This is a genomic window from Cohnella sp. WQ 127256, assembly GCF_024519285.1.
In the GTDB taxonomy this organism is placed as follows: Bacteria; Bacillota; Bacilli; order Paenibacillales; family Paenibacillaceae; genus Cohnella.
This window is the reverse complement of record NZ_JAMZCY010000004.1, coordinates 765789-790735: the sequence shown is the minus strand read 5'-3', so window position 1 is coordinate 790735 and position 24947 is coordinate 765789. Positions and strand designations below refer to the sequence as shown.

General features: G+C 43.9%; 24 protein-coding genes and 1 rRNA gene. 15 read left to right on the top strand and 10 right to left on the bottom strand.

Translation table 11 applies throughout. The features are described from left to right. The 3 genes from M1K58_RS14970 to gyrA all read right to left on the bottom strand — a co-directional run. A 16S ribosomal RNA gene (locus tag M1K58_RS14970) occupies positions 1 to 116 on the bottom strand; the annotation flags it as partial. Between the two features lie 385 nt (positions 117 to 501). Then, positions 502 to 1578, bottom strand: a complete 1077-nt coding sequence (locus M1K58_RS14965; RefSeq protein ID WP_256759681.1) for an HD-GYP domain-containing protein — start codon at positions 1576 to 1578, stop codon at positions 502 to 504. A 44-nt stretch (positions 1579 to 1622) separates the two neighbouring features. Then, positions 1623 to 4100 (bottom strand): DNA gyrase subunit A, encoded by a 2478-nt coding sequence (gene gyrA / locus M1K58_RS14960; protein ID WP_256759650.1) that lies wholly within the window; start codon positions 4098 to 4100, stop codon positions 1623 to 1625. Positions 4101 to 4241: 141 nt separating this feature from the next. Between gyrA and M1K58_RS14955 the strand changes: the two genes are divergently transcribed. Continuing rightward, the gene (locus M1K58_RS14955; RefSeq protein WP_256759649.1) at positions 4242 to 5015 is read left to right on the top strand and encodes a YheC/YheD family protein; all 774 of its coding nucleotides are present in this window, start codon (positions 4242 to 4244) and stop codon (positions 5013 to 5015) included. Between the two features lie 60 nt (positions 5016 to 5075). On the opposite strand, the gene gyrB is transcribed toward M1K58_RS14955, so the two are convergent. The 6 genes from gyrB to dnaA form a co-directional block, all read right to left on the bottom strand. Then, complete coding sequence (gene gyrB, locus M1K58_RS14950; protein ID WP_256759648.1) at positions 5076 to 6992, bottom strand: DNA topoisomerase (ATP-hydrolyzing) subunit B; 1917 nt, start codon at positions 6990 to 6992, stop codon at positions 5076 to 5078. A gap of 54 nt (positions 6993 to 7046) precedes the next feature. Then, complete coding sequence (remB, locus tag M1K58_RS14945; RefSeq protein WP_256759647.1) at positions 7047 to 7292, bottom strand: extracellular matrix regulator RemB; 246 nt, start codon at positions 7290 to 7292, stop codon at positions 7047 to 7049. 16 nt (positions 7293 to 7308) lie between these two features. Further along, on the bottom strand, positions 7309 to 8427 hold the full coding sequence (gene recF / locus M1K58_RS14940; protein ID WP_256759646.1) for a DNA replication/repair protein RecF: 1119 nt from the start codon (positions 8425 to 8427) through the stop codon (positions 7309 to 7311). Between the two features lie 44 nt (positions 8428 to 8471). Next, a complete protein-coding gene (gene yaaA / locus M1K58_RS14935; RefSeq protein WP_256759645.1) occupies positions 8472 to 8687 on the bottom strand; it encodes a S4 domain-containing protein YaaA in 216 nt (71 codons plus the stop codon). 11 nt (positions 8688 to 8698) lie between these two features. After that, the gene (gene dnaN / locus M1K58_RS14930) at positions 8699 to 9838 is read right to left on the bottom strand and encodes a DNA polymerase III subunit beta (protein ID WP_256759644.1); all 1140 of its coding nucleotides are present in this window, start codon (positions 9836 to 9838) and stop codon (positions 8699 to 8701) included. A gap of 147 nt (positions 9839 to 9985) precedes the next feature. Beyond that, positions 9986 to 11338: a chromosomal replication initiator protein DnaA gene (dnaA, locus tag M1K58_RS14925; RefSeq protein WP_256759643.1), complete on the bottom strand. Its 1353-nt coding sequence runs from the start codon at positions 11336 to 11338 to the stop codon at positions 9986 to 9988. Positions 11339 to 11811: 473 nt separating this feature from the next. On the opposite strand from dnaA, the gene rpmH reads away from it, so the two are divergent. The 12 genes from rpmH to M1K58_RS14865 all read left to right on the top strand — a co-directional run bounded on the left by rpmH (position 11812) and on the right by M1K58_RS14865 (position 23040). Next, entirely contained in the window at positions 11812 to 11946 is a 135-nt protein-coding gene (gene rpmH, locus M1K58_RS14920) for a 50S ribosomal protein L34 (protein WP_256759642.1), read from the top strand. 67 nt (positions 11947 to 12013) lie between these two features. Further along, on the top strand, positions 12014 to 12436 hold the full coding sequence (rnpA, locus tag M1K58_RS14915; RefSeq protein WP_256759641.1) for a ribonuclease P protein component: 423 nt from the start codon (positions 12014 to 12016) through the stop codon (positions 12434 to 12436). 202 nt (positions 12437 to 12638) lie between these two features. Further along, a complete protein-coding gene (locus tag M1K58_RS14910; RefSeq protein WP_372339164.1) occupies positions 12639 to 13433 on the top strand; it encodes a YidC/Oxa1 family membrane protein insertase in 795 nt (264 codons plus the stop codon). Next, positions 13430 to 14050: an RNA-binding cell elongation regulator Jag/EloR gene (jag, locus tag M1K58_RS14905; RefSeq protein WP_256759639.1), complete on the top strand. Its 621-nt coding sequence runs from the start codon at positions 13430 to 13432 to the stop codon at positions 14048 to 14050. Before M1K58_RS14910 ends, jag begins: the two co-directional genes overlap by 4 nt. A gap of 109 nt (positions 14051 to 14159) precedes the next feature. Continuing rightward, positions 14160 to 15536: a tRNA uridine-5-carboxymethylaminomethyl(34) synthesis GTPase MnmE gene (gene mnmE / locus M1K58_RS14900; RefSeq protein WP_256759638.1), complete on the top strand. Its 1377-nt coding sequence runs from the start codon at positions 14160 to 14162 to the stop codon at positions 15534 to 15536. Between the two features lie 31 nt (positions 15537 to 15567). Continuing rightward, entirely contained in the window at positions 15568 to 17469 is a 1902-nt protein-coding gene (gene mnmG / locus M1K58_RS14895; RefSeq protein WP_256759637.1) for a tRNA uridine-5-carboxymethylaminomethyl(34) synthesis enzyme MnmG, read from the top strand. Then, entirely contained in the window at positions 17466 to 18218 is a 753-nt protein-coding gene (gene rsmG, locus M1K58_RS14890) for a 16S rRNA (guanine(527)-N(7))-methyltransferase RsmG (RefSeq protein WP_256759636.1), read from the top strand. The genes mnmG and rsmG overlap by 4 nt, the downstream gene beginning before the upstream one ends. A 326-nt stretch (positions 18219 to 18544) precedes the next feature. After that, entirely contained in the window at positions 18545 to 19360 is an 816-nt protein-coding gene (noc, locus tag M1K58_RS14885) for a nucleoid occlusion protein (RefSeq protein ID WP_256759635.1), read from the top strand. A 218-nt stretch (positions 19361 to 19578) separates the two neighbouring features. After that, positions 19579 to 20352 carry a ParA family protein gene (locus M1K58_RS14880; protein ID WP_256759634.1) on the top strand — a complete coding sequence of 258 codons (774 nt, stop codon included), beginning with the start codon at positions 19579 to 19581 and terminating at the stop codon, positions 20350 to 20352. Then, entirely contained in the window at positions 20333 to 21187 is an 855-nt protein-coding gene (locus tag M1K58_RS14875; RefSeq protein WP_256759633.1) for a ParB/RepB/Spo0J family partition protein, read from the top strand. The genes M1K58_RS14880 and M1K58_RS14875 overlap by 20 nt, the downstream gene beginning before the upstream one ends. A gap of 150 nt (positions 21188 to 21337) precedes the next feature. Next, on the top strand, positions 21338 to 22513 hold the full coding sequence (locus tag M1K58_RS14870; RefSeq protein WP_256759632.1) for an aminotransferase class V-fold PLP-dependent enzyme: 1176 nt from the start codon (positions 21338 to 21340) through the stop codon (positions 22511 to 22513). Between the two features lie 35 nt (positions 22514 to 22548). After that, positions 22549 to 23040, top strand: a complete 492-nt coding sequence (locus M1K58_RS14865; protein WP_256759631.1) for a DUF4446 family protein — start codon at positions 22549 to 22551, stop codon at positions 23038 to 23040. On the opposite strand, the gene yyaC is transcribed toward M1K58_RS14865, so the two are convergent. Then, positions 23015 to 23635, bottom strand: a complete 621-nt coding sequence (gene yyaC / locus M1K58_RS14860; protein WP_256759630.1) for a spore protease YyaC — start codon at positions 23633 to 23635, stop codon at positions 23015 to 23017. The two genes, M1K58_RS14865 and yyaC, sit on opposite strands and share 26 nt — an antisense overlap. A 143-nt stretch (positions 23636 to 23778) precedes the next feature. Here yyaC and M1K58_RS14855 point away from each other — a divergent pair, with 143 nt between their 5' ends. Both M1K58_RS14855 and M1K58_RS14850 read left to right on the top strand, forming a co-directional pair. After that, on the top strand, positions 23779 to 24024 hold the full coding sequence (locus M1K58_RS14855; RefSeq protein ID WP_256759629.1) for a putative Se/S carrier protein: 246 nt from the start codon (positions 23779 to 23781) through the stop codon (positions 24022 to 24024). A gap of 21 nt (positions 24025 to 24045) precedes the next feature. Then, positions 24046 to 24909, top strand: a complete 864-nt coding sequence (locus M1K58_RS14850; RefSeq protein WP_256759628.1) for a mechanosensitive ion channel family protein — start codon at positions 24046 to 24048, stop codon at positions 24907 to 24909. Positions 24910 to 24947: the final 38 nt, after the last annotated feature.

Genomic DNA, 24947 nt, shown 5'->3' with positions numbered 1-24947 from the left:
TCACCCGTCCGCCACTAACCTCATCAGGAGCAAGCTCCATCAGAGATTCGTTCGACTTGCATGTATTAGGCACGCCGCCAGCGTTCGTCCTGAGCCAGGATCAAACTCTCCATAATAGTGAAGCCGAAGCTTCGTATTAAAGAGCCTTGAAGGCTCAATCTTTACAACTGGTTTGTCCTCCGACAGCCGAAGCCATCTTCCGACGTTTTGTTCGTTTTCTTACGCTCGATGTTCAGTTTTCAAAGAACAATTCGTGTTTCGTTCGACTCGCTATTTGTCAGCTTGTCGTGCGCCCTCTTGAAGCGGCTTAAATAATATATCACAGCCACCTAGACGATTGCAACCCTTTTTTATAATTATTTCAATTTCTTTTTCAATTGCTTTTTAGTACCTCTTTCTAACACGCTAAAGCAGTCTTTATATTCGCTTGGAAATAAGAAAAAGACCGTGAAATCAGCGCTTGGCTGACTTTACGGTCTTTCAATAGATAGATGCACTCCTCTAGGGAGTTGCAAACACTTCACAGATGAACATCTGACGATTCTGACCCAGATTCACAATCTGACCATTTACCGATACCATCGGACGAGTCGGGTCGTTACGATCTGTGAACACGATCTCTCCAATGGAACCATTGTTTAGCTTAACGAAAACGCCATTATGGAATTGAGTCGTTCTCTCAATAAAGGTTTGAACGAATAGCGGGTCTAACTTGCCGAAGGATCCGGAATGGAGCTCCTCGAGCACAAGATACGGGGACTCCGCTTTTCGATAGTTGCGATTGGATGTCATGGCATGGTACATATCTGCGATTGCAACGATCTTCGCAAAAGGATGAATCTTTTCCCCTTTTACCTTCATAGGATAACCGCTGCCGTCAATTCTCTCGTGATGCTGAAGCGCTGAAAGCCATACACCCTGATTCATCGAAGTACTACCTTCGAGCAATCTGAAGCCATAAAGAGTATGTTTTCTCATCTCTTCTGTTTCTTCTGAAGAAAGGCGTGAAGGCTTGTTAAGGATCGCCTTGTCCACCTTCACATTACCAATATCGTGTAGCAAGCCCGCCATCGAAATCTGAAGCCAATCTTTCTCAGGGAGTTTGCTCCACTTAGCCAATTGATAAGAGGTCATTGCGCAGAGGACACTGTTACGAACTAATACATCTTCTGTCCCAACTGCTGGGGGACATACAAATGTTAGTACGTTATATTCATCCATACGAGCTAACATTAGAGTTAGCTCATTACGCAAATCCAATATGGGAATCTTCAGTCCGGAGCTAACCATTGACATGATACGCTTAAGAAGACTCTCCATGCTGAGAAAGTGTTGCTGCAAAGAAGTGATCTTGACTTCTGTGGCGGCAAGAGTAACTTCCTCCGCCTTCTCCACTTCCTGCGCTTCTAGACCATTCCGTCTGACATCTACGCTTGATATGAGAAAAGCCTGCAATATTTCCTTATCTCTGTCAGATAAGATTCGGCCTTGCTGAAGCAGCACGCTTCCGAGAGATGTCTGAACATCATTGGCAAGACGATCACCCACTTGTACTTGCATAGTCGGAATAATCGGCATCACTATTTCCCTCTCTTAGATGGCTAACGGTTCTGGAAGACAACTTATGCGTTGTCTTCCGTCTCGCTTTCCGTATCTTCAGAATCCGTATCTGTTTCTTCGTTCTTCGGAGCCCGAGCAACTGTAGCCACGGAATCTTCATCACGAATATTAATCAATTTAACACCTTGGGTTATACGTCCCATTGTATTAATTCCTGCCATACTTGTACGGATCAAGGTTCCAGAGGAAGTCATGATCATTAGATCTTCATCATCGTGAACGACCTTCAATCCAACGATAGCTCCATTCTTCTCCGTAACGTTCAAGGTCTTGATCCCTTTACCGCCACGTGTCTGAATCCGATATTCCGTCATTGGAGTCCGCTTACCATAACCTTTAGCCGTTACGATCAACACTTCTTGCTCCGCTGATACGATATCCATATCGATTACTTTATCGTCATCCGCTAATTGAATTCCTTTAACACCGGTTGCCGAACGACCCATCGCTCTAACGTCTGCCTCAGAGAAACGAATAGACATCCCTTGGCTAGTCCCCATAACGATTTCACGTTCACCGTCTGTCAATTTAACACCAATTAGGTCATCGTCTTCACGCAAGGAAATGGCGATCAGACCAACTTTACGAATGTTCGCGTAATTATCAAGCGGTGTTTTCTTCACGATACCGTTACGAGTAGCGAAGAATAGGAATTGATTAGGCTCGAAAGATTCAACTGGAATAACCGCGTTAATCGTTTCGCCCTGTTCGATCTGAATTAGGTTGATAATCGGCGTGCCTCGAGCTGTCCGACTTAAATCCGGAATCTCATAAGCCTTCATCCGGAATACGCGACCTTTGTTCGTAAAGAACAATAGATAATGGTGAGTATTAGAGACGAATAGATTTTCGATGAAATCATCATCTTTTGTTCCCATACCCACAATCCCTCTACCCCCACGCTTTTGACTGCGATAAGTAGACACTGGGAGCCGCTTAATATAGCCGGTATGCGTCATCGTGACGACAACATCATCTCGAGGAATCAGATCTTCATCCAATATCTCGTCGTCGCTCACTGTAATTTCCGTACGGCGATCGTCACCATATTTGAGCTTCGTCTCTTCAAGTTCATCATAAATGATCTCATTAACGAGGTTCTCATCAGCTAGAATCGCTTTATATTCAGCAATCTTCGTCTGTAATTCGTTATATTCCTGTTCGATCTTATCGCGCTCCAAGCCTGTAAGGCGTTGTAGACGCATATCCAGAATAGCCTGAGCTTGATCGTGGGAAAGACCGAATCGTGAAATCAAGCCTTCTCTAGCTTCTTCCGTAGTTTGAGAAGCACGAATGAGCGCTATGACCTCATCGAGATGATCAAGAGCAATACGCAATCCTTCTAGAATGTGCGCGCGCGCTGCTGCTTTCTTCAGATCGTATTCCGTACGACGGCGAATGACTTCAACCTGATGCTGGATGTAATGATATAGAACTTCCTTCAGGTTAAGTACTCTAGGCTCATTATTAACAAGCGCCAGCATGTTAACTCCGAAGCTTGTTTGCATCTGAGTTTGCTTATACAGATTGTTGAGTACTACCGTCGGTGTTACATCACGGCGTAGCTCGATTACAATCCGCATACCATTACGGTCTGATTCATCGCGAAGATCTGTAATTCCGTCGATCTTCTTCTCGCGTACGAGCTCAGCAATTTTCTCAACGAGTCTTGCTTTATTGACTTGATATGGGATTTCATGAACGAGAATACGGGCTTTGCCGTTGTTCTCCTCAATTGTGGCACGTGCTCGCATCGTAACAGAACCACGTCCTGTTGCATAAGCTTGACGGATGCCTACCCGACCTAGAATTAGACCAGACGTTGGAAAATCCGGACCTTTTACATATTCCATTAGATCATAAGGTGTTAATTCCGGATCACGTAACAGCGCTTGAGTACCCTCAATGACCTCTCTCAGGTTGTGAGGCGGAATGTTCGTTGCCATCCCTACTGCGATACCGGTATTACCGTTAACGAGCAAGTTCGGATATCTTGCTGGTAAAACGACAGGCTCGATCTCTTCACCATCGTAGTTAGGTCTGTAATCAACGGTTTCCTTGTTAATATCGCGAAGCATCTCCATTGCGATCTTGGAGAGACGAGCTTCCGTATAACGCATTGCAGCTGCTCCGTCTCCATCAACGGAACCAAAGTTACCATGGCCATCGACTAACATGTAACGGAGAGAGAAATCCTGTGCCATACGTACCATGGCCTCATAGATTGGAGAGTCACCATGTGGATGGTACTTACCGATAACTTCACCGACGATTCTCGCCGATTTCTTGTAAGGCTTGTCCGGGGACATCCCCAATTCAGACATCGCATAGAGAATACGTCTATGAACTGGCTTCAATCCATCACGAACATCCGGTAAAGCCCGGCTGACGATAATGCTCATTGCGTAATCCATGAACGATTCCTTCATCTCGACCCCGATATCGCGGTCGCGGACTTGGGAGCGTTGTTCTTCAGACATGAGGATCCTCCTTAACAATATACAAGCGGATAAGAACGCTCTTACGAATACTCACCGCAAGGCGATTTCCGTCATAGATTAGAAAATATACAATAATTCCATTATACCATATTGCCGAAGGGAAAGGTTGGATGAACCCCGATGTCGATTCAGCGCGTTCGCAGTAAATGGGCTAAAACCAACGTTCTTATTGCCGATCCCATTTTAAGAGAATATGTCCCTTCCACCCGAAGCTTTCAGAGGTCAACCGTAGAACAAATGCTTGATCATTATGGAATGATTTATGTAAAACCGGTTAATGGCACTTTCGGCAATGGGGTCATACGAGTGGAGAAGAACATCGGAGCCAATCGCCCTTACTTCTTTCAGTCAGGTGAGGCTAAATATTCCTTCGTTACCTTTGGCGACATGTATCGAAAGCTTCTTGTTGTGAAGAAGAACAAAGCGTATTTAGCCCAACAAGGGATTCATTTGTTAAAGTACTCCGGAAGAAGATTCGACCTTCGAATTATGGTTCAGAAAAACCCGCAATCGAAGTGGGAGGCAACTGGGATGATCGGTCGTGTCGCCCATCCTCGTAAAATCGTAACGAACTATCATGCCGGAGGTACGCCCAAACCTGTCATGACCTTGTTGAAGCGTTCCTTATCTGCAGAGAAATGGACTCACTATGAAGCTCGTCTCCGTAAGCTTGGGGTAGATGTCGCTATTGCAATGGAGAAGAGATTCCCTCGGATTAAAGAAATCGGGATAGATGTGGCCGTTGACCACACTTTGAAGCCGTGGATTCTCGAGGTCAATACATTGCCTGACCCGTTTCTGTTTAAGAAACTACCTAATCGCTCCGTGTTCCGAAGAATCTATTCCTATGCCGTAGCCTACGGTCGATTCAAGGTCCGTAAACGCAAAGGGTAATTCGCAGGGGGTACCTCTATCTAGAGATACCCCCTGCGTGTGCTTAACTCATTGTTTGTACTATACGTCCAAATTCTTAACATACTTCGCATATTGTTGAATGAAATCGCGACGTGGTTCCACGTTCTCACCCATCAAAGTATCGAACATAAGATCTGCCTTCATCGCATCATCGATGCGAACCTGTAGCATCGTCCGTACATCCGGATCCATCGTCGTTTCCCAAAGCTGGGTACCATTCATCTCACCCAAACCTTTGTAACGTTGAATATTCAGCTTAACGCCTTCTCCGAACTCAGCGACGATCTGATCTCTTTCCTTCTCACTCATTGCATAACGGACTGTCTTGTTCCGTTCAATCTTGAAGAGCGGCGGTTGAGCGATATAAACGTAGCCTTCTTCAATCAATTTGCGCATGTAGCGATAGAAGAAAGTAAGAATCAATGTACGTATATGTGCACCATCGACGTCGGCATCGGTCATAATGATGATCTTATGATATCTAGCCTTGGCAATATCGAAATCTTCACTAATCCCCGTACCAAGCGCAGTAATCATGGCCCGAATTTCCAAGTTAGACAAAATCTTATCCAGGCGCGCCTTCTCAACGTTGAGAATTTTACCTTTCAACGGCAATATCGCTTGGAAGTGACGATCGCGACCTAGCTTGGCCGAACCGCCAGCAGAGTCTCCTTCGACAATGTATATTTCGCTAATCGAAGCATCCTTAGAGGAGCAATCCGCCAATTTACCTGGAAGTGCGCTTACTTCTAACGCACTCTTCCGACGAGTTAATTCGCGAGCCTTACGCGCAGCTTCCCTTGCTCTCGCTGCTTGAAGACCTTTCTCCATAACCTTCCGAGCAACAGCCGGATTCTCGTCCAAAAATTGAGACAGCTTCTCGCTGAACAAAGATTCCACGATTCCACGAACTTCGCTGTTCCCAAGCTTTGTCTTCGTTTGTCCTTCGAATTGCGGCTCTGGAATTTTCACGGAGATGATTGCCGTCAAACCTTCTCTGACATCATCACCAGATAGATTGTTCTCGCTTTCCTTCACGAAGCCTGACTTACGGGCGTATTCGTTAATGATACGAGTAAGGGCACTCTTAAATCCAGATTCGTGAGTTCCACCCTCATGAGTATTGATATTGTTCGCGAAGGAATACAAATTCTCGGAATAACCGTCGTTGTATTGCATAGCTACTTCGCAATGAATAGCGTCTCTGGCGCCTTCTACATAAATAGGCTGCTCATGCATCGTTTCGCGGTTGCGATTCAAATATTGCACGAACTCCACGATTCCGCCTTCATATCTGAACGTCTCGCTCATTCCCGTACGCTTATCACTAAGATTGAGTTCAATTCCTTTATTGAGGAATGCAAGCTCACGAATACGGCCAACGAGTGTGTCATATTCAAAAATCGTCGTTTCCGTAAAAATCTCAGGATCCGGCTTGAAACGTGTCTGCGTACCCGTCTCTTCTGTTTCACCGATAACCTTCAAGTCATATTGGGGAGCACCCCGACGATATTCTTGCTGATGAATGCGCCCATCACGCTTAACGGTTACGATGACCTGCTCAGATAAAGCATTCACGACGGATACACCAACACCGTGCAATCCACCCGATACTTTATAGCCTTCGCCACCGAATTTACCACCCGCATGCAAGACGGTCATAACGACTTCAAGCGTTGATTTCTTTAACTTAGTGTTCTCTCCGACCGGAATTCCGCGACCGTTATCAATAACAGTGATGCTGTTGTCTTCTTCTATGATGACGTCGATCCGGTTGCAATAACCAGCCAACGCTTCGTCAATACTATTGTCGACAACTTCCCAGACGAGGTGGTGCAAGCCCTTACCACTCGTAGATCCGATATACATACCAGGACGTTTGCGTACCGCCTCTAATCCTTCTAGTACCTGGATCTGACTCTCATCGTATGTGTTATGCTGTGAATTAACGGACAAACCTTCCACCGCCTTCTTTACTAGCCGCTGCTTATTAAAGATTTCAGGAAGTACTTACCCTTCCAAATAGTGCGCCCTCTTCTTGAGAGTGGCCGTGGATATTGGAGAGTAATAAACTTTATGCTCCGTTACAACAATCGATTTAGGATCTTCTTCCCCGATTGTTTCCACTTCTTTGTTCTTCTGCGCATGCACGACAAATTGCCTCGATAGCTTGGAAGACTGCTCAATGGATATATCAAAAATAGCCACGAGCTGCGACGTCCGAATAACCTTTTCCCCGCCCAGATGAATGTACACGGAGCTCCTCCTAACATTAACGCAGCAATTGGCCGTCTCTCACGTGAAAAATAGAAGCATCCTTCAAACGGCTCATATTAACGCTCTCCAAACCCGTCGTCGTGATAAACGTCTGCACTCTGCTCTGAAAGGTTTCAATAAGCTGAGTTTGCCGAGTCTGGTCCAATTCAGATAGAACATCATCCAGCAATAATATCGGGTATTCCCCGATTTCTTCATGCATGAGTTCTAATTCTGCCAGCTTTAATGACAATGCCGCTGTTCGCTGCTGTCCTTGGGATCCGAATGACTGAACATCCTTGCCGTTAATGGCAAAGCTCAGATCATCGCGATGCGGACCGGTCAGCGTCATTCCCCGCCTAAATTCCTGTTCCTTGCCCTGTGATAACTTTAACATAAATTGATCGAATAAAGAAGATTGTTCTTGGTTATCCATTCCAGACGAGGAACCGAATGAGGGTTTATACTCCACGGTAAAATGTTCAGTGCTCCCCGTAATTCCGGAATGTATTTTTTCTGCCCACTTCTGCAGCTGTACAATAAAGTTTTTCCTTTTTTGCATCATTTTAACACCTGACGTTACAAGTTGCTCATTCCATACATCTAGCATTTCTGGAGAAGCCCTGTGGATATCAGTTGATTTCAAATAATTGTTTCTTTGCTGCAAAATTCTCTGATACTGCTGCATGTCGTACAAATAACCGGGATGCACCTGACCGATTTCCATGTCCATGAACCGGCGGCGCACTCCCGGTGCTCCTTTGACGATATCCAGATCCTCCGGCGCGAACAAGACGACATTTAACGTGCCAACGAAGCTACTGAGCTTGCGCTGCTCCAATCCGTTAACTTTAGCCTTTTTTCCTTGTGCCGATAACTGCAATTCCAGACTTACATCGCCAAGCTTTCTATTCATTTGAGCTCTAATGATAGCCGCTGAATGATTCCAGCCAATCAATTCCTTATCCTTCGAGGTCCGGTGGGACTTCGTTAAAGACAACACATGAATGGCTTCAATTAAATTCGTTTTCCCTTGGGCATTCGGCCCAATAAAAATATTGACGCCACCCTCAGTTGATAGCTTTAATGACTCATAGTTACGATATCCATGAAGCTCCAATGAGTTTAACTGCATAGGATATACCTCTCCAACTGACTTCGGAGGCTGCGAGGTCAGGATTAGCGGACACTAATGGTAAACGCTCCGAATCCTTCAACCTTAACATTGTCTCCAACTCTAAGCTTACGTCCTCTACGATTATCTAACTCATCGTTAATTCGAACGCTATTTTCCTGTAAAAAATGCTTCACTTCTCCGCCTGTACCAATACAATCCGCAAGCTTCAAAAATTGGCCCAGCGTAATATATTCTGTGGAAATTCCGATACTTTTCATCTCTGTACGCCTCAATTCGTCGTTCTGTAAGGGAGAATTAGATGCAGGCTGTTCTCATGGTCGTTAGGTCTAATAATAATAGGGCTCATTGCACCGTTAAATCCGATGAACAGCTCCTCACTATCAATAACCTTTAGGACGTCTAACATGTATTTAGAGTTAAAAGCAATTTTCAACGACTCGCCGCGCATTTCAGTAACTTCTAACTGCTCCGTAACTTTACCTAGCTCGGACGAGCTTGAGGAAATTTCGATTCCTCCATTATCCGTCGTGATTAAACGAACAATATTCGTTTTTTCCTCTCTAGAGAGCAAATAAGCACGATCAATCGAATCACTAAGTGACTTTGTATTCAAAACAAGTTCTGTTTTGAAGCTTTGCGGAATAATCTTGGAAGTATCCGGATAGGTCCCGTCCAACATGCGGGAATAGAACAATACGTTACCAAGCTTAAATAGTACCTGGTTCTCCGCAACGACAATATCCACCATTACGTTCTGATCCGGTACAATCTTCGCTAACTCATTTAGAGTTTTCCCAGATATAACAATATTTGAGAATCTTACATCGTACAATTCGACTGTTGCCGTTCGACTTGCCAAGCGATGTCGATCCGTAGCGACAAACTTATACACACCATCGTGAAGGTTCCACAAAACCCCCGTTAAAATGGGTGTCGATTCATTCGTAGTTACCGCGAAAACAGTTTGTCGGATCATGTCTCTAAGCAGATCACCTGGAATCGACACAACCTGATCTTCTTGTATGGATGGAAGCACTGGAAATTCTTCAGGATCTAACCCTACAAGCTGTATCTCTGTTGCTCCGGATGTAATTAACGTTTGAAAGTGGTCTCCAACCTCAATATGAACTTCTTCATGAGGAAGCTTCTTGATGATCTCCACAAAAAACTTAGCTGTAAGAACAACACTTCCGGGTCTGATAACCGTTCCAATTGTTTTATTCGGAGTTTCGAGTGGTATGAAGCTTTGTATGGAAATGTCGGTATCGCTTGCGGTTAAGGTAACCCCAGTTGGACTAGCATCCAATTTAATCCCACTTAATATAGGGATCGTTGTTCTTGAGGCAACGGCTTTGGATACATGTTGAATAGCGTCATTTAACTCATTGCGCAATATCGTCAATTTCATGGTTTCACCTCTTCAATTTTGTATATTGTAGCATGTTTAAATCTTTAAGTCGTAGTAGGGGCAGTGGATATGTGGATAACCGCGAAAAAGCTCGAAAACAACGCCTATCCACATGTGGACGAGTTGTGCATAGGCGCAGCAGCTTTTTTACGTTAAATTTTTGATTTTTTCTGTTAGACTGTTGATAATTTTGTAGAGATCTTGATCGACCTTAAGCAGCTGCGAAATTTTCTCGTGAGCATGAATAACGGTGGTATGATCTCGCCCTCCGAAAGCATCTCCGATCTTAGGCAAAGAGTAGTCCGTGAGTTCACGTGATAAATACATGGCGATCTGCCTAGGGTAAGCAACAGCTCTTGTTCGTTTGCGAGCTTTGAAATCCTCTAGTTTTAAACCGTAGTAATCTCCGACCCGCTGCTGAATATCCTGTATGGTGATAAGCCGGTTGCGCCCTGTAGGCAAGATGTCCTTCAAGGCTTCAGCGGCAAGATGCGCGGAAATATCTTGGTTTGTTAGTGATGAGTAGGCCACAATTCGTATAAGAGCGCCCTCTAATTCTCGAATGTTGGAATCAATCATATTGGCGATATACATCATAGCTTCATTAGGGATGTCGAGATTCTCTGCCTTCGCCTTCTTGCGCAGAATGGCAATTCTCGTCTCTAAATCAGGTGGCTGAATATCGGTAATTAATCCCCATTCGAAACGTGAACGTAGTCGTTCTTCGAGAGTTGGAATTTCTTTGGGAGGACGGTCACTGGAAATGACGATCTGTTTGTGCTCTTCATGCAGCGCATTAAAGGTGTGGAAAAATTCCTCCTGGGTTCCTTCTTTACCGGCGAGAAATTGAATATCATCAATGAGCAGAACGTCAATATTGCGATATTTGTTACGGAAGCTCTCGCCTCTGTTGTCGCGGATCGCATTAATGAATTCATTGGTAAATTTCTCAGAGGAGAGATACAGAACCTTCATATGAGGGTTGTGCTCTAAAATATAATGCCCAATGGCGTGCATAAGATGGGTTTTGCCTAGTCCTACGCCTCCATACATAAAGAAAGGGTTATAGGATTTAGCCGGCAATTCCGCTACCGCCAAAGATGCGGCATGTGCAAAGCGATTGGCAGCTCCGATAACGAACGTATCGAATGTGTATTTTGGATTGAGCATGTGCATCATTGGTTCTTCGAGGGCAGGCTGTTGTTTGACGACGATCTGAGGAGCTGTTTCATGGAATTCAGGAGGTTTAATTTCTTCTATAGAAAATTTAACCTCAACAGTTCTACCAATATAATCAGAAAGCGTTGAAGATACCAGCTTTGTATAACGTGTTTCCAGCCATTCAACGGCAAAAGTTGTTGGTGCGGTCACAATAACGACTTGATCGCTTAAGAAGGAAGCCTTCGTTGCTTTAAACCAAGTATCGAAGCTTGGCTTGCTGAGTTTCGTTTGGATGACCGACAACACTTGTTGCCAGACTTCGCTGTTGCGGTTGTCCACGACAATTTCTCTCCTTTAACCCATCGTAAGGACAAAAAATAAGCGGAGAACGAAAAGTCGAAAGCTGTTCGACTAGTTATCCACAGTTTCCCCTTAATTAAATATAGGGATATCCACCATTACGGGAGTTTGTTCACAAAGTTATACACAGGCTGTTGATAAAATACGGTTATTTTTACGTCATCCACTGCGAAAGTATGGACTAATCATAGCAGACTAACCCTCTAAATTCAACGAAATTCACCATGTTATCCACAATTTCAAGAACTTGTGGATGAAAACTGTGCACAGTACTATATATTGTTGATAAGATGTGTAATTGTTCGACAATGTTCAACTTCAACTTTCAGCAAATTCGATTTTATACACATGTGCATAAGTCTAGCGGAATGTCATTGGGCTTTTTATTGACTTTTTGGCTCGAACATGGTTAAATAGATGGACGTGAGTTTTTAAGTAAGGGGGTTGGAATCATGGGTCCTACATTTAAACCGAATGTAAGCAAGCGTAAGAAGGTTCACGGTTTCCGTAGCCGGATGAGCTCGAAGAACGGTCGTAAAGTTCTTGCTGCTCGTCGTCATAAAGGTCGCAAAGAATTGACAGCATAGTTAATGAAAGACCACCTCACGTGGTCTTTTTTTTCTTTATTATTCCGGAAAGATGGAGCGGTGAGAGATGCATAGGAAACTGCGCCTTCGGAAAAGAGAAGACTTTAATGTGGTCTACCGCTACGGACGCTCGTTTGCGAATTCACAATTTGTTGTGTATTGGCGGAAGCGGTCGACGCGGGGATCTTTTCGCATGGGCGTATCTGCCAGTAGTAAATTAGGTGGCGCTGTCGTACGGAATCGCTTAAGACGAATGGTGAAGGAAATTGTAAGATTAAACGCGTCTAAGCTGCTTGAGGATACGGATTTGATCTTGATTGTTCGTAAGCCTGCATTATCTCTTCCATATAAGCAGATGGAAGGAAGCATTTTGCATGTGCTGCGAAAGGCAGGTTTATTAAAAGGATCAAGTCAAAATGCCGGTGGTTCATCTCAATCAGCTGGAAGAGGGAACCGTCCTAATCATCGCAACGGTAAACAAGGCAAATAAGCTGAGGTATTGTGAACAAGCCTAGCTTTTCTTTGCCTTCTTTCTTATGTTATAGTGGACATGAATAGTTATATCCATGTACTGGATGTATTTGGGTGGAAAATTGAATTGAATATTTCGGCATGCCGGGCATTTAAGAGGGGAGTTTTTAGTTTTGTTGCGAAATCGCAAATGGTGGACGATCATCGGTGCACTGTCACTGATGGTGCTTCTGGCGGGTTGCTCGCCAACGACGACTGCAATAACGACTGTTGAAATGCAGGATAGCGGTTCATGGTGGACGCGCAATGTAGTTTATTGGTTTTCATTCATGCTGGATAAGTTCGCTGAATGGTTCGGTGGATCCTACGGGCTGTCGATTTTACTGCTTACTATTATTGTAAGGACAATTATCCTTCCATTAATGATTAAACAGTATAAGAATACGAAAGCCATGCAAGCCCTTCAACCGGAAATGAAAAAGGTTCGTGAGAAGTACAAGGATGATCCTAAGAAACAGCAAGAAGAAATGATGAAGCTATACCAAACCAATCAAGTAAATCCGTTGGCAGGTTGTCTTCCGTTAATTGTTCAAATGCCAATCTTTATCGCGCTATATAACTCCATCTATAAGAATGTAGAAATTAGAGAGCATACCTTTATTGGATTTGAACTTGGTTTAACGCCTAGTAACTCGGGTCATTGGTATTACTACCTCATTCCAATTGCTGCTGCATGTACGACGCTAATTCAATCCATGATGATGTCGAAGCAGCAAACAATGGTTGGACCGATGAAGGGTCTTATGTACATCTTCCCGGTTATGATCTTCGTCATGGCGATTAATTTCCCAGTTGCATTGCCGCTTTACTGGATTTACAGTAATATCTACACCATTATTCAAAACTACTTTATGTATAGAAATTCTCCTAAACCAGCTGAAGAAGCAACTCAACCAAAACCAAATTTAAGTAAGGGTAAAGGTAAAGGCAAAGGTAAGGGGGCAAACGGAAAATGAAAAAGCTCCTGGCATCGGGAAAAACGATAGAAGATGCAGTTCGTAATGGTCTTGCCCAATTGGGCATTCAAGAAGACCGGGTGAACATTAAGGTATTAGAACAACCAAGCAAAGGGCTGTTCGGGCTCATTGGAGCAAGAGATGCAAAAGTAGAGTTGGAATTGTTACCAGATGGTGTAGAAGAAGCAATTCATTTTCTACAAGAAATAGCTGGAGCGATGGAACTTGCCGTTTCTGTTGAGCGGGTGGATGAGAATGATGCTGTGCGGATTAACATTACAGGCTCCGACTTGGGCATTCTAATCGGTCGACGTGGACAGACATTGGATTCTCTGCAATACCTTGTGAACATCGTGGCTAATCGCCACTCGAATCATCGCCTTCGTATCGTACTCGATGCCGAGCAATTTCGTGAACGCCGTCGCCAGACTTTAGAAGCATTATCCGATCGTATGGCCATGAAGGTCATTCGAACACGTAAAGAAGTTATGCTTGAACCGATGACTTCCCAGGAAAGAAAGATTATTCATGCGAGATTGCAAAACAATCCTCGTGTGAAGACTTTCAGCCAGGGAGATGAACCAAATCGACGCATTGTAATTGGCTTTAAGGATTAAGAGACCACGCAATGGCTTCCGCAACGTTGGGGGTCATTGCGTTTTTGTATATTCATGTGTATTGCCGTCTTAAAGACGGTAGCTGTGTTCACTTGAAAGAGGGATAGCTATGAAAGAGGATACGATTGCTGCGATTGCAACTGCATTAGGTGAAGGCAGTATTGCAGTTGTGAGGGTAAGTGGAGAAAATGCGATTGAAACGGTCGCAAAGTTGTTTAAGTCTAAGCATGATTTACGTGATGTTGCATCACATACAGTTCAATATGGATGGATTGTTGATCCAAATAATGAGCTTGTATTGGATGAGGTATTGGTTACCGTAATGAAAGGTCCTAGAACATTCACTGCAGAGAATGTAGTTGAGATAAGTACACATGGTGGGATAGTCGCTGTAAAGTCTGTGCTGGAGCTGGTTCTACGTCATGGAGCCAGATTAGCTGAACCGGGAGAATTCACGAAGCGTGCGTTCCTCAACGGTAGAATTGATCTAGCTCAAGCGGAAGCAGTTATCGACCTGATCCGTTCGAAGTCGGATCGCGCTTTTCAGGTTGCCCGTAAGCAAGCTGAAGGAGCATTATCTAAGCAAATAATACCGATGCGACAACATCTTATTGAATTGATTGCGCACGTTGAAGTAAATATAGATTATCCGGAGCATGATGTAGAAGATATCACTACGGATTTTATCCGCTCGAATTGTGGTTCTGTACTTAAACAAGTCAACGAGTTGTTAATTAAATCAAACGAAGGCAAAATACTAAGGGAAGGTATTGTGACGGTTATTGTTGGCCGTCCTAATGCCGGTAAATCCTCTTTATTAAATGCTCTTGCTAGGGATAATAAAGCTATTGTTACGGACATTCCAGGAACAACTCGTGATATTGTAGAGGAATCCGTATCTTTATCGGGAATTCCGTTAAGGCTTCTAGATACGGCTGGAATTCGCGAGACGAGTGACAAAGTGGAACAGATCGGTGTAGAGCGGTCCCATGACGCTCTGAATGATGCTGATTTGATCTTGCTTGTATTGAATCATCATGAGGCTTTGCATGAAGACGAACGTAAATTGATTGAGCAGTTAAAGGATCGCCCGACGATCGTTGTTGTGAATAAAATGGATTTACCAGGCCATTTGGAAATAGCAGAAGTCGAGCAGACCTTCACCAAGGATCAGATTGTATTCTTGTCAGCTAAGGAAGGTAACGGTATCGATGAGCTGGAGAAAGCAGTATCAGGTTTATTTTTCAGTGGTGCGGTTGAATCTGGGGACATCACTTATGTGAGTAATGCGCGTCATATTTCGTTACTACATCAGACCAAACAATCGTTAGAAGATGCGATTGGTGCCACTTATGAAGGTGTGCCGATTGATTTAATTCAGATCGATATTACTTCATCGTGGGAGTCATTAGGACAAATACTTGGAGAGGCTGCGGGAGATTCTTTGCTTGATCAGATTTTCTCCCAATTCTGTCTAGGGAAATAATAATAAAAGTGAATGTGAGGAGGGAAACCAAATGTCTTATCGTGCAGGAGAGTATGACGTCATTGTAATAGGGGCAGGACATGCAGGCTGTGAAGCTGCATTAGCCGCTGCTCGGATGGGTTGTGAGACGCTGTTATTGACCATTAACTTGGATATGGTTGCGTTCATGTACTGCAATCCATCTATTGGTGGACCGGCTAAGGGACATGTTGTGCGGGAAATTGATGCATTAGGCGGAGAAATGGGACGTAACACGGATAAAACGTTTATCCAGATGCGGATGTTAAACACGGCGAAGGGCCCTGCTGTCCATGCCCTTAGAGCGCAAGCGGATAAATTCTTATATCAGCATACAATGAAACAAACGATTGAGGGTCAAGAAAGATTGACGTTACGTCAAGGTTTGGTTGAGGACTTAATTATTGAAGACGGAGTCTGCGTGGGGGTTGTGACCAAAACGGGTGCTGAATATGGTGCTAAGTCCGTAGTGCTAACAACGGGAACCTATTTGCGCGGAAAAGTAATCCTTGGTGAGTTGATGTATGAGAGTGGTCCGAACAATCAACAACCGGCGGTTAAGCTATCGGAATCGTTGAAACGCAACGGATTTCAGCTTGCTCGCTTGAAGACGGGTACACCACCACGAGTGCATGAGGATTCCATTGATTTCAGCAAAACTGAAATTCAGCCTGGGGATGATAAGCCGAAGTATTTTTCCTACGAAACGGAATATATGGCTCACTCGGAGGATCAAATCCCTTGTTGGTTAACGTATACTTCTGAAAAGTCACATCAGATTATTAACGATAACTTGTATCGTGCTCCTATGTTCTCTGGTCTAATTGAGGGGACAGGTCCTCGCTATTGCCCATCTATTGAAGATAAAATCGTTCGCTTCGCAGATAAACCAAAGCACCAAATTTTCTTAGAGCCAGAAGGCAGGAATACGAAAGAGTATTATGTGCAAGGACTATCCACAAGCATGCCGGAAGAAGTCCAAGTTGATATTCTAAGATCTATCCCTGGCTTGGAAAAGGTCGAGATGATGCGTCCTGGTTATGCCATTGAATATGATGCTGTTGTTCCGACTCAATTATGGCCTTCGTTAGAAACAAAATTAGTTACGAATTTATTTACTGCGGGTCAGATTAATGGAACCTCAGGATATGAAGAAGCAGCAGGGCAAGGGATAATTGCAGGGATTAATGCAGCACGTAAAGTTCAAGGGGCAGAGCCTGTTATTATCGAACGTTCCAGAGGATATATTGGCGTCATGATTGATGACTTGGTAACGAAAGGGACTAACGAGCCTTATCGCTTGCTCACTTCGCGTGCGGAATATCGCTTGCTGCTTCGTCATGATAATGCAGACTTACGGATGACACCACTTGGACATGAGATCGGATTGATTTCTGAAGCGCGTTACGAAAAGTTTGTGGAGAAGAAAAATCTTGTTGAAGCTGAAATCGAGCGCTTAAAAGAAACAAGATTCCGTCCTGACGAAGCTGTTCAAGCCATGCTTGAAGCAGCAGGATCGTCGCTACTAAATAATTCGGTTGATGGTCTAACCTTACTTCGTCGACCTGAGCTTACTTATGCTCATTTGGAAACCCTTAATCCTTCTCCAATTACGTTATCGGAGGATGTGAAGGAACAGGTCGAAATCCAGGTGAAATACACGGGATATATCGAAAAACAGCAAATTCAAGTTGATCGTATGGAGAGAATGGAGAAAAAGCGTATTCCCGACAACATCGACTATGACATCATTTATGGTTTGGCTACAGAAGCTAAACAACGACTAAGCAAGATTCGACCGCTATCTATTGGTCAAGCGTCAAGAATATCTGGAGTTAACCCAGCGGATCTATCAATTCTCCTCGTCCATTTGGAGCATTATAACCGAGTAACTGCGGCGTCACACAGCTCATGACGGACATCATTCAACAGCAATTTTCGCTACAAGTCGGGAAGTTAGGGATTCAATTATCGAATCAACAGTTGGCTCAGTTTGAGACTTATTATTGTTTACTGGTTGAATGGAATGAAAAAATGAATTTAACGGGCATAACGGACAGAGATGCAGTATATGAGAAACATTTCTTTGACTCTCTAACCCTTGCCGAAGTCGTTCCATTCGATACAACCAAATCTTTAGCGGATATTGGATCGGGAGCAGGCTTTCCCTCAATTCCGCTCGCCATTGTTTTTCCTCATCTGCAGATTACGATTATTGATGCGTTGGCGAAAAGAATACGATTCCTAGAAGAAGTTACCTCGCAACTAGGCATGACCAATATTACTTGTTTGCATGGACGCGCAGAAGATGTGGCAAGAAAGAGGGAGCATAGAGATCAGTATGATGTTGTAACTGCTCGGGCTGTTGCTCGACTTGCAGCACTAAATGAGCTTTGCCTACCCTTTGTACGTCCAGGCGGAGTATTTATCGCAATGAAGGGTACGGATATTTCAACTGAGTTGGATGAAGCTCGATACAGCTTGACGAAGCTTAACGCTAAGATCCTAGATGTAAAACAGTTAATGCTCCCAACGGAGGGCGCAGATCGTCATTTGATCATTTGTTCTAAAAAGGGACCAACTCCATCGACTTACCCACGGAAGTCGGGAATCCCGCTGAAAACACCGCTTTTGAAGCCGGAAAAAGCCAACACCATAAAATAATGAATGATGCCCAAACAAAATGTTCCACGTGAAACATTGCACTCGCTAGACGCAATGTTTCACGTGGAACATTTTGGCGTTTGATAGTCTTAAACAATAGTGATAACCTTGGTATTATCGGAGCATTCAAGCTGTAACCTAACTCTATTTGCTTATTGTTAAAGTTTTATTTTAGGCAGGAGAATAGGGCAGGGATAGCGAATATAATAGATTAACAGATTAGTGTGCCGCATATGCGCCTTCTGGCGAGAATTAGCGGCGCTTTTTCGTCGCTATGGACACATAAATTATCCGCCTATCTTACTTAATGTGGTGATCCGAGAGAAATGAAAGAGCAATTCTCAAGACTGCTCGGCTTATCTGAGCGAAGCAATCAAGAAGAAGTTAAACAGTTACCTATTCATGAAATCGTGCCTAGTCCATATCAGCCTAGGTCCGTATTTGATGATGATCGAATTGATGAATTGTGCCAAACCATTAAAACCCACGGTATTATTCAGCCAATTGTAGTCAGGGTGCGTAATGGTAAGTTTGAAATCATTGCAGGTGAACGTCGTTGGCGTGCGGTTACGAAGCTTGGGATGGATTATATCCCAGGGATCATTAGGGAAATTAATGATTCACAGGCTGCATCCGTGGCTCTTATCGAAAATTTGCAACGCGAAGGGTTAACTGCACTAGAAGAAGCCATCGCGTATCAAAATTTAATCGATTTGCACCAGTTGACGCAAGAAAGCTTGGCACAGAGGTTGGGTAAGAGCCAATCTACAATTGCTAATAAGATTCGTTTATTACAATTGGGTGAAACCGTGCGGCAAGCTTTACTTGAACGAAAGATTACTGAACGGCACGGCAGAGCTTTGCTGTCTCTTCCTAATGAAGACGCTCAGAACAAAATGCTTAGTGAGATCATTGAGAAGGATCTTAATGTTAAGCAAACGGAGATTAGGATCGCGTTTTACTTGGAAGCTACTAAGCCGAAGAAATCAAAGCGGGTCTCTTTTACGAAGGATGTACGCTTAGCCTTAAATACGATTCGTCAATCGGTGGATATGGTTACGGGATCGGGTATACCGATCAAGTCGAGTGAAAAAGATTGCGAAGATCATTACGAGATTATTATTAGAATTCCTAAACGTTAGTATATTGCGGATACCTATGTTTGATGAAGATGCGCTTGCCATTGAGCGGATGAGTGGTGAGCGTTCAACATAGGACCGCTTTTTGTTTCTTCTTTATAGCTTATTATTGGGCTTATAGTGGCTTGCCCATCTAAAAGCTCGATAGTTACATGTGTCGCTGTCCTAAGGGGTGGTGCGAAGCTGGCTTACTTATGCGATGAATATTGAGGTGAATTTGGTTGTCTAAAATTATTGCGATTGCTAATCAAAAGGGCGGAGTAGGCAAGACTACGACGTCAGTTAACTTAGGTGCTTGCCTTGCATCGCTCGGTAAGAGAGTGTTAATCGTCGATATCGATCCGCAGGGTAATACGACAAGTGGAATCGGTATTAATAAAGCCGATGTAAACTATTGCATATATGATGTCCTTATTAATGAGGTGCATCCTAAAGAAGCTGTGTCTGACACGGCTATTCCTAATCTTAAAATCATACCCGCAACGATTCAATTGGCTGGAGCGGAGATTGAATTAGTTCCTACGATGTCCCGTGAAATACGACTGAAGAAGGCACTAGCACTCGTTCGTAATGATTTTGATTACGTATTGATCGATTGCCCTCCTTCTCTAGGTATTCTTACGATCAACTCTTTAACTGCAGCTGATTCTGTGTTGATCCCTATTCAATGCGAATATTATGCGCTAGAGGGTTTGAGCCAACTCCTGAACTCAATTCGACTTGTTCAGAAACATCTGAATACAACATTGCAGATTGAAGGCGTGTTGCTGACGATGTTCGATGCGAGAACAAACCTAGGCATTCAGGTTATTGAAGAGGTTAAGAAATATTTTCAACAAAAGGTATATCAGACGGTTATCCCGCGTAATGTGCGGTTAAGTGAAGCTCCTTCTCATGGACAGTCCATTATAACGTATGATCCGAAGTCCAAAGGTGCAGAAGTGTATCTCGAGTTGGCGAAGGAAGTGATTTCGTATGAGCAAGCGGCTAGGTAAAGGGTTAGATGCATTAATTACCTCTCTTTCGATTAAAGAGGATGACAAAATTGTTGAAATTCCATTAACACAGCTTCGCGCGAATCCGTATCAGCCACGTAAAACCTTTCAAGAAGAAGCAATTAAGGAATTGGCTGAATCGATACGCGAGCACGGAGTTATTCAACCCATTGTTGTCCGTCAAGCTTTAAGAGGATACGAGATTATTGCAGGGGAAAGACGGTTCAGGGCTTCCCAATTGCTAGGAAATGCAACAATCCCGGCAGTCGTAAGGGCTTATAATGATCAACAAGTGATGGAAATTGCGTTAATCGAGAATGTGCAGCGTGAAGATCTGAACTCGATTGAGGTCGCGGTTGCCTATCAAGCGATTATGAATCAGTTCAAACTGACACAAGAAGAGTTATCGCTTAAGGTTGGAAAGTCGCGTTCACATATTGCGAACTTCTTGAGACTACTGTCCTTGTCAGATGAGATAAAAGATTATGTTTCACGTGGAACATTGTCGATGGGACATGCCCGTGCATTAGCAGGAATAAAAGATGATTCGATTAAACGTCAATTGGCAAAACAAGCGGTTACTAGTGAGTGGAGCGTTCGTGAGTTAGAGGAAGCGGTCCAAAAACTAGAAACTAATGTGAGTGTTAATGCGAAAGCAAAAACAAAGGCCAAAAAACGCGATCCGTTCATCGAGGAGATCGAAGAGACTTTACGTGAAAAGTTCCAAACGACAGTTCGGATTAAAGCGAATAAAGATAAAGGTAGAATAGAGTTATCTTATTTCGGGAAGAGCGATCTGGAGCGACTATTAGAACTACTGAAGACAATGGCGTAACACTAGCAACATGGGTTTAAAATCCTGTTTGTTAGTGTCTCGAATAAACCTGAGAACGACACCTAAAATGGTAGCATACCTAAGTTGAAATCTTCCTAAGGAAGGATTAAACTTAGGTATGCTATTGTTGCGTTAAGGCGGTGAAAATGAATGCAGGACAATAAAACAATCATTTATTTGGACAATGCTGCGACAAGCTGGCCGAAGCCTCCAGCGGTTATTGAAGCGATGGAAAGGAACATGAGGGAAAGCGCAGCTAATCCAGGGCGTGGAAGCCATGCGATGGCTGTCAGAGCGAGTAGGGTATTGTTTGAGGCGCGTAAGCGATTAGGGAAATTGTTTAGGGTGAGTAACCCTAATGATATCGCCTTTACGCTAAATACGACGCATGCTTTAAATCTTGCGATCCACGGCTTGCTTAAGCAAGGGGACCATGTTATCTCGACGACTATAGAGCATAATTCGATCAGGCGTCCATTGGAAACTCTAAAGCGTATGCTAGGGATTGAAGTTACTTATGTTTCTGCGGATATTAAAGGAAATCTTAATGTTCAAGAAGTAGAAGCCGCAATTACAGCGCGGACTAAACTAATTGCAGTTACACATAGCTCTAACCTTCTTGGGACCATCATTCCTATTCGAGAAATAGGAGAAATTGCACGTCGGAGGAAAGTATCCCTTCTGGTTGATGCTGCACAGAGCGCTGGAGTGCTTCCTATTGATGTCGGGGGCATGGGGGTTGATCTCTTGGCCTTCCCAGGTCATAAAGGCTTAATGGGGCCGCAAGGGACGGGTGGCTTATATATTAATCCTAACCTCGAATTAGAGCCCCTGATGCAGGGTGGGACAGGGAGTAAATCTGAAGCTCCTGAACAGCCATTGGTGCGTCCGGATCGTTATGAGGCCGGCACACCGAATACAGTTGGGATAGCTGGATTAGCAGAAGGCGTTAGCTTTATTTTGAAAGAGACACCAGAAGCTATACATGCTAAAGAACAACAGATGACCTTCGAATTGATGGAGGGGTTGCAAAGCATAGAGGGGATAACTCTTTTTGGTCCAGATGTCGGGGTGGAGAGATCAGCGATTGTATCCTTTCTACTAGAGGGGGTAGATCCTTCAGAAATGGCATTCCTATTGGATCAACAATATGGAATAGCTGTGAGAGCGGGATTTCATTGTACGCCCTTAGGTCATGAAACAGCGGGGTCTATCGAGACAGGTGCCGTTCGAGCAAGCCCGGGATATTTTACAGAGAAATCGGATATCGTATCAATGGTTGAGGCAGTGAAGGAAATTACTCGGACGCTCCGAGGCGGAAGATAAGTGTTCAACAAGAGACAATGGGGGCAGCAGGAAACATGGATGGTTGGGATGAGCAAATTGTACTCATAATCGCTGGAGGAGTAGGCATACTTCTCTTGGTCATGTTCATATGGTTAATTGTTGTTACAAGTAAGCTACGAAAGCTAAAAGCAGCACATAACAAGATAATGGGTGATACAGGAGTACATAATATAGAGGAAATTCTGAATACCGTTCATGCGAAGCTCTCCTCCGTGGAACATACACAAGTGCATCAGAGTGATAAAATGAATCAACATGAAAAACGCCTATCGACCCTGAAGGGACGAGTAAGCGTTCATCGGTTTAATGCATTTTCCGAGTCGGGCAGCGATCTAAGCTTTTCAATCGCATTCGTAAATGAGGAACAAGATGGAGTCGTCATTACAGGGATACACGGAAGAGAACAGACGTTCCTTTACGCGAAACCCATTGATAAAGGCCAATCCGCCTACATGTTAACACCAGAAGAGAAAATAGCTATCAATCAGGCAATGCAAAAGGAATAGAAGCATTAAATCGTGTTTTATGTACAGCATTTAAGAGGCTTTGAGCAATAATTTCAGACATCTTAACAACTAGGTTTAATCGCGTGTTCTGCAGGACAAAGTATTCCATGAAGCCACCAACGTTCACAATGCCTGTCATATGGATATCACCAACGGGGGGTAATTCCTTGTTGACTCCGGCTCCAGGACGTACTGGACCTGAACAGACCTGGATACATCCTACACTGGATACTTGTCCAAGGCAGGCATCTACTGCGATGACGAAGGGCTGCCGCGAGGTTCTCATGATCTTAAGTAATGTGTCTCCTAAGTTCATGGCATGTACGGGCTCTTCTAACGTCCCATACAAGTCAAATAGCGAGCTGTACTCACGTGCTAAGGCTGTTCCGACTAAAGGTCCCAACGAATCACCAGTGGAGCGGTCCGTGCCTACACAGACGATAACAATCCGGCGATCTTGGGGCAGAGCTTCAAGGTAATACTCAAGCTTCTGAGATAATCGGTTTAAGACGGTTGGTTCGTTAAAAGGAATTTTTAAAGAGAGCGCCGCTGATTCTGGTGCGGAGCCCGAACGTTTCTCCCACGCGCCGTTCATTCGCCCGATTCGCCTCCTACCCTAATATGTTACTAGTATATGGATAGAAGGTCTCTTTTATACTTGGGCAGAAAGAAAGGTTAAGATTTATAGATGATTCAGAATGTTGTATGTTTACACTGTATTAGCAGGAGGAATACAATATGGAAACTCTCTTAATTGCATTCGATTCCACGCAACAGGCTTTACGTGCAGAGATGCTGCTGGAATATGCGGATATTGAGATTGATATATGTCCTACGCCAAAAGAAATAACGGCAGGTTGCGCTTTATCAGTTGCATTTCCAAGCTCCGAATTGGTACAGGTTAAGCAGATCATCCTCTCAGAGAATGTTGAAATCCGTGGACTATTTGAGAAGACGTCCGATGGCTATGAACAGATTCAATGAGATAAAGGAGACTGAAGTTTTATGAGTGCCGTAGTTATGGTAGAAGAGAGCATACCCAAAGGGAACATCTGGAGAAATTTTTGGGACGAGGTCTGGAATCTGATCCAAGATACAGAGATGTGGACTTCGGCAGCCACAGTTCTTATCCGGATTATTCTGATCATAGTTGTAACCCGTTTGGTGCTCATCGTAATAAACAGATTTATCGATCATGTAATGAATGATAAAAGGTCGAGGCAATTGAAGCTACGAACTAAACGCGTAAAAACGATGGGACGCTTGCTGAAAAACACCGCTTCCTATATCCTAAACTTCATCGCCATCTTATTAATTTTAGGAGAGTTCAACATTGAGCTTGCCCCATTACTCGCAGGAGCAGGAGTGATAGGTCTAGCGATTGGATTCGGTGCTCAGAGCTTGGTTAAGGACATTATTACCGGATTCTTTATTGTCCTTGAGGATCAGTTCTCCGTTGGCGATGTCATTCAGACGAGGGATTTCAAAGGAACGGTGGAGCTGATCGGATTACGAGCGACTAGAATTAGAAACTGGACGGGCGAGGTCCACATCATTCCTAACGGATCCATCAATGAAGTGACTAACTTTTCTGTAAATCCACTATTAGCGGTCATTGATATTACGGCTGCTTATGATAATACAATTGAAGAGATGATGGCATTAATTCGGAGTGTACTCAATCAGATTAGTGACCCGAATGTTACGGCTACTCCGGAAGTGCTAGGTATACAGACCTTGGCAGTAAATCAAATGACGATAAGAATAACGGCACGTTGCAAGCCTAACACAACAGGAGAAGTAACGCGTCTTATCAACACGGAAGTGAAGAAAGCTTTCGAAATGACAAGAACAGACACTACGGTATAAGATGAAGCGAGCGGACCATTGCATGTACGAACAGGGGG

Coding starts and splice junctions, on each gene's coding strand:
- M1K58_RS14965 (WP_256759681.1), bottom strand. CDS start 1,578: ATGCCGATTATTCCGACTATGCAAGTACAAGTGGGTGATCGTCTTGCC.
- gyrA (WP_256759650.1), bottom strand. CDS start 4,100: ATGTCTGAAGAACAACGCTCCCAAGTCCGCGACCGCGATATCGGGGTC.
- M1K58_RS14955 (WP_256759649.1), top strand. CDS start 4,242: ATGTCGATTCAGCGCGTTCGCAGTAAATGGGCTAAAACCAACGTTCTT.
- recF (WP_256759646.1), bottom strand. CDS start 8,427: ATGCAGTTAAACTCATTGGAGCTTCATGGATATCGTAACTATGAGTCA.
- yaaA (WP_256759645.1), bottom strand. CDS start 8,687: ATGAAAAGTATCGGAATTTCCACAGAATATATTACGCTGGGCCAATTT.
- dnaN (WP_256759644.1), bottom strand. CDS start 9,838: ATGAAATTGACGATATTGCGCAATGAGTTAAATGACGCTATTCAACAT.
- rpmH (WP_256759642.1), top strand. CDS start 11,812: ATGGGTCCTACATTTAAACCGAATGTAAGCAAGCGTAAGAAGGTTCAC.
- rnpA (WP_256759641.1), top strand. CDS start 12,014: ATGCATAGGAAACTGCGCCTTCGGAAAAGAGAAGACTTTAATGTGGTC.
- M1K58_RS14910 (WP_372339164.1), top strand. CDS start 12,639: ATGGTGCTTCTGGCGGGTTGCTCGCCAACGACGACTGCAATAACGACT.
- jag (WP_256759639.1), top strand. CDS start 13,430: ATGAAAAAGCTCCTGGCATCGGGAAAAACGATAGAAGATGCAGTTCGT.
- mnmE (WP_256759638.1), top strand. CDS start 14,160: ATGAAAGAGGATACGATTGCTGCGATTGCAACTGCATTAGGTGAAGGC.
- mnmG (WP_256759637.1), top strand. CDS start 15,568: ATGTCTTATCGTGCAGGAGAGTATGACGTCATTGTAATAGGGGCAGGA.
- rsmG (WP_256759636.1), top strand. CDS start 17,466: ATGACGGACATCATTCAACAGCAATTTTCGCTACAAGTCGGGAAGTTA.
- noc (WP_256759635.1), top strand. CDS start 18,545: ATGAAAGAGCAATTCTCAAGACTGCTCGGCTTATCTGAGCGAAGCAAT.
- M1K58_RS14875 (WP_256759633.1), top strand. CDS start 20,333: ATGAGCAAGCGGCTAGGTAAAGGGTTAGATGCATTAATTACCTCTCTT.
- M1K58_RS14870 (WP_256759632.1), top strand. CDS start 21,338: ATGCAGGACAATAAAACAATCATTTATTTGGACAATGCTGCGACAAGC.
- M1K58_RS14865 (WP_256759631.1), top strand. CDS start 22,549: ATGGATGGTTGGGATGAGCAAATTGTACTCATAATCGCTGGAGGAGTA.
- yyaC (WP_256759630.1), bottom strand. CDS start 23,635: ATGAACGGCGCGTGGGAGAAACGTTCGGGCTCCGCACCAGAATCAGCG.
- M1K58_RS14855 (WP_256759629.1), top strand. CDS start 23,779: ATGGAAACTCTCTTAATTGCATTCGATTCCACGCAACAGGCTTTACGT.
- M1K58_RS14850 (WP_256759628.1), top strand. CDS start 24,046: ATGAGTGCCGTAGTTATGGTAGAAGAGAGCATACCCAAAGGGAACATC.